Origin of the sequence: Terrabacter aeriphilus (assembly GCF_039542985.1) — a bacterium.
GTDB lineage: Bacteria > Actinomycetota > Actinomycetes > Actinomycetales > Dermatophilaceae > Terrabacter > Terrabacter aeriphilus.
In genome coordinates, this window is record NZ_BAABIW010000007.1 from 1 (window position 1) to 13231 (window position 13231).

14 protein-coding genes are annotated in these 13231 nt (G+C 74.1%); 5 read left to right on the plus strand and 9 right to left on the minus strand.

Going from position 1 to position 13231, the window contains the following annotated elements:
* The 4 genes from ABD979_RS04985 to asd all read right to left on the minus strand — a co-directional run.
* Positions 1–486: hypothetical protein (locus tag ABD979_RS04985; protein ID WP_345506348.1), on the minus strand; the 486-nt coding region annotated here is incomplete at its 3' end.
* A gap of 84 nt (positions 487–570) precedes the next feature.
* Complete coding sequence (locus tag ABD979_RS04990) at positions 571–1380, minus strand: response regulator transcription factor (RefSeq protein ID WP_345506349.1); 810 nt, start codon at positions 1378–1380, stop codon at positions 571–573.
* A gap of 103 nt (positions 1381–1483) precedes the next feature.
* The gene (locus ABD979_RS04995) at positions 1484–3469 is read right to left on the minus strand and encodes a thioredoxin domain-containing protein (RefSeq protein ID WP_345506350.1); all 1986 of its coding nucleotides are present in this window, start codon (positions 3467–3469) and stop codon (positions 1484–1486) included.
* 2 nt (positions 3470–3471) lie between these two features.
* On the minus strand, positions 3472–4326 hold the full coding sequence (gene asd / locus ABD979_RS05000; protein ID WP_345506351.1) for an archaetidylserine decarboxylase: 855 nt from the start codon (positions 4324–4326) through the stop codon (positions 3472–3474).
* A gap of 73 nt (positions 4327–4399) precedes the next feature.
* Here asd and ABD979_RS05005 point away from each other — a divergent pair, with 73 nt between their 5' ends.
* Complete coding sequence (locus ABD979_RS05005; protein ID WP_345506352.1) at positions 4400–4909, plus strand: putative immunity protein; 510 nt, start codon at positions 4400–4402, stop codon at positions 4907–4909.
* A gap of 45 nt (positions 4910–4954) precedes the next feature.
* On the opposite strand, the gene ABD979_RS05010 is transcribed toward ABD979_RS05005, so the two are convergent.
* The 5 genes from ABD979_RS05010 to ABD979_RS05030 all read right to left on the minus strand — a co-directional run bounded on the left by ABD979_RS05010 (position 4955) and on the right by ABD979_RS05030 (position 10386).
* Complete coding sequence (locus tag ABD979_RS05010; RefSeq protein WP_345506353.1) at positions 4955–6199, minus strand: RNA polymerase sigma factor; 1245 nt, start codon at positions 6197–6199, stop codon at positions 4955–4957.
* Positions 6196–6582, minus strand: a complete 387-nt coding sequence (locus ABD979_RS05015; RefSeq protein ID WP_345506361.1) for a YciI family protein — start codon at positions 6580–6582, stop codon at positions 6196–6198. The genes ABD979_RS05010 and ABD979_RS05015 overlap by 4 nt, the downstream gene beginning before the upstream one ends.
* A gap of 321 nt (positions 6583–6903) precedes the next feature.
* Positions 6904–8310, minus strand: a complete 1407-nt coding sequence (locus ABD979_RS05020; protein ID WP_345506355.1) for an MATE family efflux transporter — start codon at positions 8308–8310, stop codon at positions 6904–6906.
* Positions 8311–8470: 160 nt separating this feature from the next.
* The gene (locus ABD979_RS05025; protein ID WP_345506356.1) at positions 8471–9436 is read right to left on the minus strand and encodes an aminoglycoside phosphotransferase family protein; all 966 of its coding nucleotides are present in this window, start codon (positions 9434–9436) and stop codon (positions 8471–8473) included.
* The gene (locus tag ABD979_RS05030; protein ID WP_345506357.1) at positions 9433–10386 is read right to left on the minus strand and encodes a hypothetical protein; all 954 of its coding nucleotides are present in this window, start codon (positions 10384–10386) and stop codon (positions 9433–9435) included. Before ABD979_RS05030 ends, ABD979_RS05025 begins: the two co-directional genes overlap by 4 nt.
* A 134-nt stretch (positions 10387–10520) precedes the next feature.
* Between ABD979_RS05030 and ABD979_RS05035 the strand changes: the two genes are divergently transcribed.
* From ABD979_RS05035 to ABD979_RS05050, 4 genes are all read left to right on the plus strand, one after another.
* A complete protein-coding gene (locus tag ABD979_RS05035; protein ID WP_345506358.1) occupies positions 10521–11186 on the plus strand; it encodes a ribosome maturation factor RimP in 666 nt (221 codons plus the stop codon).
* Positions 11186–12205, plus strand: a complete 1020-nt coding sequence (gene nusA / locus ABD979_RS05040; protein WP_345506359.1) for a transcription termination factor NusA — start codon at positions 11186–11188, stop codon at positions 12203–12205. The genes ABD979_RS05035 and nusA overlap by 1 nt, the downstream gene beginning before the upstream one ends.
* A gap of 244 nt (positions 12206–12449) precedes the next feature.
* A complete protein-coding gene (locus tag ABD979_RS05045) occupies positions 12450–12785 on the plus strand; it encodes a YlxR family protein (protein WP_345506362.1) in 336 nt (111 codons plus the stop codon).
* Between the two features lie 102 nt (positions 12786–12887).
* Positions 12888–13231, plus strand: a 344-nt coding sequence (locus ABD979_RS05050; RefSeq protein WP_345506360.1) for a translation initiation factor IF-2 N-terminal domain-containing protein, incomplete at its 3' end; no start/stop codon positions are given.

The following is a 13231-nucleotide window of genomic DNA, read 5'->3' on the forward strand; positions in this document are numbered from 1 at the left end:
GTAGGTGCCGCGGGCGATCTGCTCGGCGCGGTGGTCGGCGTAGGCGTCCATGGCGCGGAGCCAGTCGGGATCGTCGACCATGGCCTCGAACCCGCCCGGTCCCAGCCCCTGACCCCGCCCCTGTCCCAGATTCGACGTCACCGGCTCGCCGAGGTCCTCGAGGCTCTCAACGTTCTGCAGCCGTTCGAGCGGAACGTCGGAGAACGGGCCGTGGCCGCGCTGCACGGGTCGGATCTCGGGGGCGATCTGCCGGGCCCGCTGATGAGCCCTCGGCTCGGGCTTGCCCTGCGGGGCCGAGGTGGTGTTCGTGGTCGCGTCGGTGTCCGTCGCGGTGCTGGCGGTGGCTGCGGGGGAGGGCGCCGGCACACCGACGGTCATGCCTGTCCAGAAGGGACTCGGGGCGTCGGCGGCCCGGGAGTGCTGGTCCGCCTCCAGGGCGGCCAGCCGGCTCCTCAGGAGCTCGAGCGTCTCGCTTTCCCTTGCCATGACCTCACGCTACCGACGACCACCGACAGTCCTCGGCGCTCATCCACAGGCCCACGCCGACCGGTCCGGAGCGGAAGGTCAGGCTCAGAACGCGTCCGGCTCCTCCATGCGGTAGCCCACGCCACGCACGGTGCGGATGGGGGCGCGACCGCCCGACGGGCCGAGCTTGCTCAGCTTGCGGCGCAGGTTGCCGACGTGGACCTCGACGAGGTGCTCCTCGCTCCAGCCCGGTCCCCAGAGGCTGTCGAGCAGCACGGCCCGCGACCACACGCGGCGCGGGGCGCTCAACAAGATGGCGAGCAGGTCGAACTCGGTGCGCGTGAGGTCAGCCTCCTGCTCGTCGACGGTGACCACGCGGCTCTCGGGGTCGACGGCCAGGCGTCCGTGACGCGTCAGGGCCGGTCCCTCGTCGACGGCGACGACCGCCGCGGTGGCAGCTGCCGCGACCTGACCGTTGTCGGCTCCCGCACCGGGCGCCGACGGGGCCGGAGCGGCGTCGGTGGCGTCCCCGTTGCGCGCGGCACGCGGCCGCCGGAACATCGCGTTGACGCGGGCCTGCAGCTCGCGCGGGCTGAACGGCTTCGTCAGGTAGTCGTCCGCACCGATCTCGAGCCCCATGAGGCGGTCGATCTCGTCGGTGCGGGCGCTGATCATGACCACGTAGGCGGTGCTGACGTCACGCACGCGCCGACAGACCTCGATGCCGTCCAGGTCGGGCAGCCCGAGGTCGAGGGTCACGAGGTCGGGGTCGCTCGCCATGACGAGCTCGACGCCCGCCTGCCCGGAGGCCGCGGTCCTGACCTCGAACCCCTGCATCGTGAGGCTGTGCGTGATGAGCTCGCGGATGTCGTCGTCGTCCTCGACGACGACCGCGGTGCGTGCTGAACCCATCATGGGTTGATTCTTGCAGAATGTCGGACTTTGCCCTACACCAACCGCATGTTGGGCCCGCGTGTTGTCCGAACATCCCACCGCGCCCGTCGCGGTCGCGGGCCCGTCAGCGCGTCGTCGGGGGCGCCGAGAGCTGGGCCCTGAGCGCCTCCACGTCGGTCGCCGGCAGCCCGCACACCATGCCCCTGCAGACGTACGCGGCGGCACCGTCGCCGACGAGCGGTCGCCCCGCGAGCAGAGGTATGCCGGTGGCGTCGGGCTCCCCGTGCACGACCACGAGCCCGGGGCTGGGTGACCGGCGGGCGCACTCCGCGAGGCGGTCGGCCTCCTCGCCCGTGCCGACCACGGCCACCTGCAGCGGACCCGCGACGAGCGCCTCGGCCACGGCCAGCGACCACCCCCCGAACCGTGGCTCGCGGACGGCGAGCCCGAGGCCGGCCTCCGTCGCCCGGGCGCCGGCCCGGAGGGCGTCCGCGTCACCCGTCAGGGCGCCGAGCGTGATGAGGGCGCCGGCGAGCGCCGCCTGGCCGGACGGCTCGGCGTTGTCGGCCGCGCTCCGGGGGCGCAGGTAGAGCTGTTCGGCACCCTCCGCCGTGTCGTGGAAGCCGCCGTCGTCGGCCGCAAAGGCGCGTGCGGCGTCGAGGACCCGGCGCGCGGCGTCGAGCCACCGCACCTCGGCCGTGGCCTGGTGGAGCACGAGCAGACCCTCGGCGAGGTTGCCGTGGTCGTCGGCGACGGCCCGGGCCGCTCCCACGACGCCACGCCGGGAGGCCCGGCGCAGCTCGCCGTCGACGACGTGCACGTCGAGCAGGTGGGACGCGCACCGTCTCGCGGCAGCCACCCACCCGGGCTCCCCGAGGGCTGCCCCCGCCCCCGCGAGAGCCGCGACGGCGAGACCGTTCCACGACGTGACGACCTTGTCGTCGCGCCCCGGCTGCGGCCGGAGGTCGCGGGCGGCGCGCAGCCGTGCGCGGACCCCGGCGAACCAGTCGGGGTCGGTCGGGTCGGCCGGCAGCTGCAGCGTCGAGGCGCCGTGCTCGAAGGTGCCCTCGGGTGTGACGACGAACAGCTCGGCGGCCCGGGCGGCGTCCACCCCGAGGGCGTCGCGCAGCTGCTCCGGCGTCCACGCGTAGGTGAGCCCCTCGACACCGTCGGCGTCGGCGTCGAGCGACGACGCGAAACCGCCCTCGTCGGTGGAGAGCTCGGTGAGCACGAACGCGGCGGTCTCACGCACCACCTTCTCGGCGAGCGGGTCGCCGGTGGCCTTCCACCACGAGGTGCACGCGCGCAGCAGCAGGGCGTTGTCGTAGAGCATCTTCTCGAAGTGCGGCACCACCCAGCCCGCGTCGACCGCGTACCTCGCGAAGCCGCCGGCCAGCTGGTCGTACATCCCGCTGCGCGCCATCGCCTCGAGGGTCTGCACCGCCATCGCGAGGGCGTCGGCGTCGCCCGTCCGCGCGTGGTGGCGCAGCAGGAACTCGAGCACCATCGACGGCGGGAACTTCGGGGCGCCGCCGAATCCCTTGTTCTGGTGGTCGAACTGGCGGGCGAGGAGCCCTACGGCCGACGACAGCGCGTCGGGCTCGACAGCATACGGGGTCGGGGGCTGCAGCGCATCGGCCAGCGACGTCGCGATGTGGTTGCCGGACGCCCGCACCTCGTCCTCGCGCGTGCGCCAGGCCTCGTCGAGGGCGGCGAGCACGCGCAGGAAGTGGTCGCGGGGGAAGTAGGTGCCGCAGAAGAACGGATCGCCCTGCGGCGTCAGGAAGACCGTCATGGGCCATCCGCCGTGCCCCGTCGTGGCGGTGACCGCGGACATGTAGACCGCGTCGATGTCGGGACGCTCCTCGCGATCGACCTTCACCGGCACGAACCGGTCGTTGAGGGCCGCCGCGACGGCGTCGTCCTCGAAGGACTCGTGGGCCATGACGTGGCACCAGTGACAGGCGGCGTAGCCGACGGAGAGGAGGATCGGCACGTTGCGCTGACGCGCCTCCTCGAAGGCCTCCTCGCCCCACTCCCGCCAGTCGACCGGGTTGTCTTGGTGCTGAAGGAGATAGGGGCTCGTCGCGTGTGCGAGTCGGTTGGTCACGGTCACGCGCCGCCCACCGCGGGCGCGCCGATGCGCTCGCCCACACGCACCGTCGCCCCGGGCGTCAGGGTGTCGATGGAGCCGGCGTCGGGCGAGCACACGAGCACGACCGTCGACCCGAACTCGAAGTGGCCCAAGGGATCTCCGGTCTCGACGCGCACCGGCGGGTCGTAGCTCCGGCTCTGCACCTCGCGCCGTCGCGCGTTCGTGTGCACGGCGTCGTCGAAGGCGAGGCGTGTCATCCCGACCATCGTCGCCCCGACCGGCACGACGGCCAGCCGTCCGCCCGACACGGTCTCGAGGTCGACGACGATGCGCTCGTTGACGGCGAAGAGGTTGGCGACGTTGGCGACCGCGGCCACGTTGACCGGCCACAGCTCGCCGGGGATGTAGGTCGCCGCGGTGATGCGGCCCGACAGCGGCACGTGGATGCGGTGGTAGTCGCTGGGCGAGAGGTAGAGGGTGGCGTAGGTGCCACCCTCGTAGCGGTCGGCGAGCTCGCGACTGCCGAGCAGGGCGGCCAGCGAGTAGTCGCGGCCCTTGGCCTGCACGAGCGTGTCCGCCTCGACCCTGCCGTAGGCGCCCACGGTCGCGTCGACGGGGGAGACGATCGCCGCGTCCGCCACGGGACGGAGCCCCGGCTTGAGCGTGCGGGTGAAGAAGGCGTTGAGCGTCGGGTACTCCTCGAGCGGCAGGGCGGCCTCCTCGGGCCGGGCCCCGAAGACCCGGCTGTAGCCCCGGTGCACGCGACCGCGCAAGGGGCGCGGGATCGGCCGCGTCGCCAGCCAGCCGGCGCCGTGGCTGAGGGTGTGCTTGGGCAGCACCGAGAGCAGGAGGATGAGGAGGCGTCCGAGCATGGTCGACCCTAACAACTCGCCCGGTCCCCGAGCGTCCGGCCACGGCGGGCCCGATGGGTGGCAGGGTTGGCCCATGATCCTCCCGGCGGTGCGGGACCCACGCCTGATCACGGTCCGCCGTGGCGGCACGCTGACCGACGACGACCACCGCCGGCTCGCCCGGTGGGCGGCCGACTGTGCCGGGCACGTGCTCGACCTCTTCGAGGGCGCGCAGCCGGGCGACGGTCGACCGCGCGCTGCGGTCGAGGCCGCGCGAGCCTGGGCGCGTGGCGAGATGCCGATGATGCAGGCCCGCGCGCTCGGTGGGCATGCCATGGGGGCGGCGCGACCGCTGCGGGGCGTGCCCCGGTTCGCGGCCTACGCCGCGGGGCAGGCCGCCTGCGTCGCGCACGTCGCCGAGCACGACCTCGGCGCGGCCGCCTACGCGATCCGGGCGGTGCGGGCCGCGCACCCCGCGGACGCGTCCGCGGGGCGACGCGAGCGCGACTGGCAGCGGGCCCGGCTCGACGAGCCCCTGCGCGCCCTCGTCCTCGAGGACCAGCAGAGCCGGGACGCCATCTGCTGGAACGCCTTCTCGGCGTGACCCCACCGAGGTCCGTGCGTGGCCCGGCGAGGTCGAGTGAGCTCCTCAGCGGGCGAGCTGGTCGCGGCGTCGGGTGAGGAGGGCGCGCTCGGCCGGGTTGCCCGCGAGCGCGATCGCGCGGTCGTATGCCGTCCTTGACTCCCCGCTGCGCCCGAGCCTTCGCAGCATCTCGGCCCGGGCGACGTGGAAGGCGTGGTAGCCCTCGAGCACGCCTGCGAGCCGGTCGATCTCGGCGAGTCCGACGTCGGGACCGTCGAGCTCCGCGACCGCGACGGCTCGGTTGAGCCGCACCACGGGTGAGGGGTCGAGCACCGCGAGCCGGGTGTAGAGCGCGACGACGGTCGGCCAGTCGGTGTCCTGCGCGGTGGGGGCAGCGGTGTGCAGCGAGCTGATCGCCGCCTGCACCTGGTAGCGCCCTGCCACGTCGCGGCCTGCCGCCACGGCGCGGATCCGCTCCTGCACCAACGACTCCGCCTCGGCGACGAGGGCACGGTCCCACGCGCCACGGTCCTGCTCGGCGAGCGTGACGAGCTCACCGGTGCGCGACACGCGAGCTGCACGGCGGGCATCCGTGAAGAGCATGAGGGCGAGCAGCCCGGCCACCTCCCCGTCGTCGGGCAGCAGCGAACGCAGCAGGCGACCGAGGCGGATCGCCTCGTCGGAGAGGTCGACCCGCACGGCGTCCGCGCCGTCGCTCGCGAGGTAGCCCTCGTTGAAGACGAGGTAGATGACGGCGAGGACGCCGCCGAGCCGGTCACGGATGTCGTCGGCCGACGGCACCCGGTAGGGGATGTGCGCGGCCGCGATCTTGGCCTTGGCACGCGTGATGCGCCGCGCCATCGCCGTCTCCTGCACGAGGAAGGCCCGGGCGATCTCGGCCACGGTGAGGCCGCCGACGAGTCGCAGCGTCAGGGCCACCCGGGCCTCGAGGGACAGGGCCGGGTGGCAGCAGGTGAAGAGCAGGCGGAGGCGGTCGTCGTCCACCGGGCCGTTCGACGGTGGTGGGGCGTCGTCGTGGATCATCAGGGCCGCCTCGTGCTTGGGGCCGCGCCGGGCCTCGCGGCGGAGCCAGTCGATGGCCTTGCGCGCGGCCGTCGTCGCGAGCCAGCCGCCGGGGTTGGGCGGCACGCCGTCGCGCGGCCAGTGCTCCGCCGCCGCGGCGAAGGCCTCGGCGGCCGCCTCCTCGGCGAGGTCGAGGTCGCGGAAGCGGCGCGCGAGCCCCGCGACCACCCGGGCCCACTCCTCGTGGTGCACCCGGGTGAGCGCCTCGTCGACGGCGTCGGTCGTCACGGTCCGACGAGCGCCCGGACCGACTCGGCCGAGCGGAAGGGGCGCACCTCGACGGTGCCGCGGCACGCCCGGGAGGCCTGGCCGGCGAGGTCGAGCGCGACGTCGAGGTCGGGGGCCTCGATGACCCAGAAGCCGCCGAGGTGCTCCTTCGTCTCCAGGTAGGGCCCGTCGGTGAGCACCGGCTTCGCGCCCTGCCCGTCGACCGTGGTCGCGGTCGACGCCGGCTCCAGCCCGTCGGCGAAGACGAGGTGGCCGCGTCGCTCGAGCATCTCGTTGAAGGCGCCGGTGTCGGCGAACGACTCGAGCATCGCCGCCTTGGAGGGGTAGGAGCCGAACTCGCCCGGCTCGTCCGGGCCGTAGACGGCCAGCAGGTAGCGGGCCATGCCGGTCACCGCCCCGGCTCGGTGGGGCGCAGCGGGTCGCACGGGCTCGCCTGCACCCGGGCGTCGTCGACGGTGCTGAGGTCTTGGGTCATGGCTCGCTCCTCGTGGTCGCGACGGGCCCTGCGGCCCGCGGCTGCGGCGGTCCGGTCGGCCGCCGTTCACCCTCTCCACGAACGGGGTGGGCGGGATGCGACAGCCTCCCCAGAAACTAGCCGCCCGCGCGCCCGGACGGCGCCTTCGGCGACGCACCGTCGGCGCCCAGCCGCCCGGTCGGGGCTGACCTTCGCGGCCCACGCACACGGGTGTGGCCCGACGAGCGGGTCAGGCCGCGGCCGCGACGTCCGAGCGCTGGGTCACGAGCGACTCCCAGCGGATCCGACGGGCCCGCCACGAGAAGATCGCGAGCTTCGCGAGCTCCTCGACGATGCGGGCGACGAAGATGCCGACGTAGCCGAGAGGCGTGTGCAGCCCGAGGAGCACGGCGAGCGGCAGGCCGACGACGAAGGCACCGACGACGTCGCCGATGATGACGCCGCGCACGTCGTTCGCGCTGGGCAGCACGCCGGCGCCGACGATCATGTTGCGCACCTTGACGACCTGGAACGCCGCGTTGATGAGGATGCCGACGCCGGCCATGACGCGCACGTCGCGGCCCGCCTCGCCGAAGAGGACGTCGAGGAGCAGCACCGAGGCGGCGAAGAGGACGCCGAAGACCGCGGCGGTGCCGATGCCCGCGCGGGTCAGGCGCCGCACCCAGGCGGTCGCGTCGGCGACGTCGCCGCGGCCGACCGAGCGCCCGACGAGCGTCGTCGTCGCGCTCATCAGCCCGATGCTGCCGACGACGAAGACGCCCTCGAGCGTCGTGACGATCTGTGCCGCGGCGAGGGCCGCGTCGCCGAGCTGCTGGAAGACGACGTTGTAGAGGAACGTGCCCACGGTCCAGAAGAGCTCGGTGACCCCGAGGGGGAGCGCGAGGACGAAGAGCGGCACGACGACCGCCCGCCACTGGAGCGCGGTGTCGGGCAGGCTCCAGCCCACGACGCCGCCGCGCCGGAACGTCATCGCCAGCAGGATGAGGGCCTTGGCCACGGCGGTGACGAGGGTCGCCCAGCCGGCGCCCGCCACCCCGAGCGAGGGGAGCGGGCCGAGCCCGACGACGAGGGAGTAGGCGATCATCGAGTTGGCGACGACCGTCACCATGGTCGCGATCATCGGGCTCGTCGGGCGCCCGGCCGAGCGCAGCACGCCCGAGAGGATCGCGCTCAGCATGACCGGAAGGGTCGCGAGCACGGTGAGGCGGAAGTAGTCGGTGCCGGCCGCCGCCACCGAGGGTGAGGCACCGACGAGACCCATGAGGTGGTCGGCGAAGAACCACGGCACCACGGACACCACGGCGCCGAGCACGAGGGCGACGAGGAGCGCCGCGGTGACGGTGTGGTCCAGGGCGTCCCGGCGACCCGCGCCGTGCGCTCGCGCGACGAGGATGCTGACCGAGGTGCCGAGGCAGCCGAGGGTGACGGCGAGGATGAAGGTGAGGCTGTTGCTGAAGCCGACCGCCGCGATCGCGGTGGCGCCGAGGCCGCCGACGACGATCTGGTTGACGAAGTTGAGCACGAGCATGAGCACGAACTCCATGCTCACGGGCACGGCGATGCGCGCGATCTCACGGGCCGGGGTCGGCGGGACCGTTCGGGCAGCACGGAACGCGGACAGGGCGGGGCGGGGCATGGGCACGGCTTTCGGCATCGGTCGTCAGGGGCGGCGCGTCCAAGCGTAGGTGTTCGCGCCCGCCGAGTCGAAACGATTTGACCCGAGTCCCCGTCCACCCCCTGAACTGCACGTGAACCGCCGTCCAACTGCCTTCGTGCAGACCGGCCGCGGGGTCCGCTCAGTCGTTCATCGCCTTGATGATCATGACCGCGAGGCTGATCCGGTCGTGCGCCCACGCGTCGGCCGCGTCGTCGCCCGTGAGGCCCTGCGCGGCGTCGACCGCGTTGTCGGCCTCGCGCACGATCGTCCAGGCCCGGGCCCGCTCCTCGTCGAGTCCCGCGCGCTCGCAGATGATCTCGAGCCGTCGGCGCAGCGACCAGCGGATCTGCGAGCCGGTGCCGAGCTCGTCCGCGCGGTTCCACAACGCGGGCGCCACCTCGAAGGCGGGGTCGCCGCTCATCGGCTTCGGGTCGATCGCGAGCCACGGCTCGCGGTAGGCGGCGAGGACGTTCGTGTAGTGCAGGTCGGTGTGCAGCAGGCGCTCGGGTGCGCCGCGGTCGACGAGGTCGGTCGCGAGCGACGCGGCCTGGTCGAGGTAGCGCCGCGGCAGCACCGCCGGGGCCGCGCGCAGCTCCTCCGCCTGTCGGTGGGCGTATGCCGTCAGGCTCGGCACGCGGGCGTGCGCGGGCCGCTCGAGCCGGGCCAGCAGGTCGCCGATGACGCCGCACGCGTCGTCGATCTCGACGCGGGAGAGGTCGCGCGTGTGGGCACGCTCGAGCAGCAGGGCGAAGCGCGCGGGGTCGGCCCGCACGAGCCGCACCGCGCCGCGGCCGTCCCACGCCTGCAGCGCCAGGTGCTCGGTGGCGGCCTCGGGGTGCGGCCAGGAGATTTTGAGCACCGCCTCGCCGCTCACCCCGACGGCATCGCGCCCGGCGCCGAGCAGGCGCACGGGGATGGCGACGGCGCACACGCCGCTCTCGCTGCGGCCGACGGGCTCGAGCTCCCACTCGGCGAGCAGCGCCCGGATGAGCCCGGGCAGCTCGTCGATCCAGTCGTCGCCGGAGAGGTAGCCGTCCGGCTCGTAGCCGCTCACCGCGTGGGCGAAGTGCGCGGGGATGAGGTCGTACATCGGGTCGTAGCTCACGTCGTGGCTCCCGGGAAGGCGGTGAGGGGCAGGTCCCAGCGGGTCGCGACGGCCTGCACGTGGGCGCTCCACCGTGCGACGTCGTCGAGGGCGGCGGCGGTCGGGCTCGCGCCGGCGAGCGAGGCCGTGGTCTCGACGGCGGCCGAGAGGGTGTGCGTGGCGAGCCTGCTCGCGTCGGCCGACGACGTCACGGGGAAGGGCAGCGACCACCCGGCCGGCAGGTTCGTGCCCGGGCCCGACACCGCGGCCTCGAGCCGGGTCAACGCCTCGAGGGTGGTCTCGGCGGTGCGCCGCTGCCGACCAGAGCTCTGTGCCGCGACGACCTCGAAGGCGTAGACGAGCGGCTGGGTGCGGGCCACGACCGCGGGCCGGGCGGGGCTCGGGGCGCTCAGGGCCACGTCGCCACCGAGCAGCACCCCGGAGGCGAGGCGGGCGGCATACGCCGTCGTGAGCAGCCGGCGCGTCTCGGCGGAGGCGGCCGCGACGCGCTGCCACTGCGCGGGGCCGACGGCGTCGAGGCGCGACGCGAGCGCGGAGGCGCTGCGCACGGCCGCGGTGCCGGGGACCGCCCGCGCCGCCGCGTCGACGGTGCGGGTCGGCACCCCGGCGTTGGTGAGGCGGCCGCGCACGACGGCGAGCTGCGAGCGGAGCACCGAGCGCACGGCGCGCACCGTGCGCACCGTCGAGGCGTCGGTGTCGTCGGCGGCCAGCACCTGGCCCGCCGCGGTGACGAGGCCCGCGAGGTCGGTGACGACGGCGAGCAGCAACGTCTCGTCGGCGGCCGGGCGCCGCGTGGGCACCGGAGCGGGCGGCTGGGGGAGGTCGAGACGCAGGCCGCAGCCCGCGAGGAGGGCGATCGAACCGGCGCCGCCGAGCAGGAGGAGACGCCGCGACACAGCGCCACGACCCCCACCCACCCGTGTCCCGAGCCCACGGGTGTCGCCGTCCATGCGCCGATCCTCGCACGGCGGCGGTGGTCGGCGACGACCCCCCGACGCCGATAGAGTGGAGGGCACGCGACGACGGACCCCCTGCGAAGGGGCGCCGGCGCCGGACATTCGAGAAGAGCAGGAGGCGTCGACGCATGAGCACGGCCCAGCAGATCAGAGCGGCGCTCGAGCCCGTGCTCGCGCCCCTCGGGCTCGTCGTCGAGGACGTCTCCGTGTCGCCTGCCGGCAAGCGCCGGCTCGTGCGCGTGCTCGTCGACACCGACATCAGCGGCCTCGACGACGCGGACACCACGAGTCCCGTGCCACCGCTCTCGCTCGACGCCGTGGCCGAGGCCACCCGCGCGGTGAGCGACGAGCTCGACGCGGGCGAGGTGATGGGCCAGGCGCCCTACGTGCTCGAGGTCTCCTCGCCCGGCGTGGGTCGCACCCTGACCTCGCGCGACCAGCTGCGCCGCCAGGTCGGCCGGCTCGTCGAGGTGGCCCACGCGGAGGGCACCGAGACCGGCCGCCTCGCCGAGGTGGGCAGCGACCGGCTCGTGCTCGACGTGCCGGCGACCCGCAAGACCGCCGCGCGCCGCGTCGAGCTCGACCTCGACGGCGTGCAGCGCGCGGCCGTGCAGGTCGAGTTCACGCGTCCGGCCGCCACGGGCGACGACGAGCACGCAGAAGAGCACGACGACCAGCATGACGACCAGCACGACGACCAGCACGACGACCAGCACGACGACGACGTGCTCGACGACGACGAGAACGACGAGAACGACGCGGACGAGCCGTCCGCACCGGAAAGGGACAACTGATGGACATCGACCTCGCAGCCCTGCGCGCCCTGGAGCGGGAGCGCGACATCAGCCTCGACGTGCTCATCCCGGCCATCGAGCAGGCCCTCCTCGTCGCGTACCACCGCACCGACGGCAGCCAGCGCATCGCGCGCGTCGAGCTCGACCGCAAGACGGGCCACGTCATCGTGTGGGCCCGCGAGGAGGGCGAGCTGCTGCCGGTGGCCGAGGAGGGCGAGCGCCCCCTGCGCGGCGAGCCCGGCCCCGAGTACGACGACACGCCCGTCGGCTTCGGCCGCATCGCGGCCTCGACGGCGCGCCAGGTCATCGTCCAGCGCCTGCGCGACCTCGAGGACGAGGCGATCCTCGGCGACTTCAAGGGCCGCGAGGGCGACGTCATCTCCGGCATCATCCAGCAGAGCCAGGACCCCCGGAACGTCCTCGTCGACTTCGGCACGGTCGAGGGCATCCTGCCCCTGGCCGAGCAGGTGCCCGGCGAGCGCTACGTGCACGGCGAGCGCCTGCGCTGCTTCGTCGTCAGCGTCAAGCGTGGGCCGAAGGGCCCGCAGGTGGGCCTCTCGCGCACCCACCCCAACCTCGTGCGCACCCTCTTCAAGTTCGAGGTGCCCGAGATCGCCGACGGCACGGTCGAGATCGCTGCCCTGGCCCGCGAGGCCGGCCACCGCACCAAGGTCGCCGTGCACAGCCGCGTCGCCGGGGTCAACGCCAAGGGCGCCTGCATCGGCCCGATGGGCGCCCGCGTGCGCGCCGTCATGACCGAGCTGCGCGGCGAGAAGATCGACATCGTCGACTACGCCGACGACCCCGCCACCTTCGTCGCGGCCGCGCTGTCGCCCGCGCGCGTGCAGTCCGTCGAGATCGTCGACGCGTCGGCCCGCACGGCCCGCGTCGTCGTGCCCGACTACCAGCTGAGCCTCGCGATCGGCAAGGAGGGCCAGAACGCCCGCCTCGCAGCCAAGCTCACCGGGTGGCGCATCGACATCCGTCCCGACACCGAGGCCCCGGCCGCGGGAGCCTGACCGCCCGACCTGACCGCCGGGCCCCGCCGTGCGTCCGCGGGCGTGTGCGGGCTCCCCGGTGCGTGGCCGCTCTGCAGCCCGTTCGGGAGGGTCCGCGGCAGACGGCCCGCACCACCCGGCATACGGGACAACCCGGGCGGGCGGACGGACCGGGTCGACCCATGGCGCTCCGCGCGGCGCCGACGCGGTAGACTGATGCGTGGCCGACCGGACTGGACCCCGCGACGAGCCATCCCGCACCTGTGTGGGATGTCGAGGAACGGATAGCTGGTCGGCCCTGCTGCGAGTGGTCGCGGCGACGGACGAGCACCCCGGGAGCACCCCTCCCGCCACGCTCCGCCCCGACCCACGACACCGGATGCCGGGACGTGGTGCGTGGTTGCACCCGACGCCCGAGTGTTTCGAGCTGGCAGTGCGCCGCAAGGCGTTCGGTCGTGCCCTGCGCCTGCAGGTCGCCCTGGACGTGAGCGCGGTCGCGCGACACCTCGGTCTCCACCACGAGCAGCACGCACCGGCACGACCCGCGAACGGGCGCGCCGGATCAGTCAGAGATCAGTCAACGAACCACGAGGCGGGTTGAAAACGCTATGAGCACCCGATGAGTACTCAGCGATGAGCAAGCCCCAGCGATAACCCACGGTTCGGCCACTTCCTGTTCAGGCCGGACCGAGACAGGAGAAATGTGGCTAAGGTCCGGGTCTACGAGCTCGCCAAGGAGCTCGGAGTCGAGAGCAAGACACTGCTCGCACACTTGAAGAGCCAGGGAGAGTTCGTCCGGTCGGCATCGTCGACCATCGAGCCCCCCGTCGTCCGCAAGATCATCGAGACCTTCCCGAGGGAAGGCTCGTCCGGCGGCGGCACGAAGCCGGCAGCCCCCAAGGCTGCCCCCACGAGCGCGGCACCCGCCGCGCCCCAGACGTCCACGCCGTCGGCCGCCCGGCCGTCGGCGCCCGCGCCGGCTGCTCCCGCAGCCGCCGCCCCCGCCGCGCCGGCTCCGGCCCCCGCGGCTCCGGCCGCGCGTGACAC

Bases quoted from the DNA above. Each gene is read 5' to 3' on its own strand.
- nusA (WP_345506359.1), top strand. From the start codon at position 11,186: ATGGACATCGACCTCGCAGCCCTGCGCGCCCTGGAGCGGGAGCGCGAC.
- ABD979_RS05020 (WP_345506355.1), bottom strand. From the start codon at position 8,310: ATGCCCCGCCCCGCCCTGTCCGCGTTCCGTGCTGCCCGAACGGTCCCG.
- ABD979_RS05015 (WP_345506361.1), bottom strand. From the start codon at position 6,582: ATGGCCCGCTACCTGCTGGCCGTCTACGGCCCGGACGAGCCGGGCGAG.
- ABD979_RS04990 (WP_345506349.1), bottom strand. From the start codon at position 1,380: ATGATGGGTTCAGCACGCACCGCGGTCGTCGTCGAGGACGACGACGAC.
- ABD979_RS05030 (WP_345506357.1), bottom strand. From the start codon at position 10,386: ATGGACGGCGACACCCGTGGGCTCGGGACACGGGTGGGTGGGGGTCGT.
- ABD979_RS05035 (WP_345506358.1), top strand. From the start codon at position 10,521: ATGAGCACGGCCCAGCAGATCAGAGCGGCGCTCGAGCCCGTGCTCGCG.
- asd (WP_345506351.1), bottom strand. From the start codon at position 4,326: ATGCTCGGACGCCTCCTCATCCTCCTGCTCTCGGTGCTGCCCAAGCAC.
- ABD979_RS05005 (WP_345506352.1), top strand. From the start codon at position 4,400: ATGATCCTCCCGGCGGTGCGGGACCCACGCCTGATCACGGTCCGCCGT.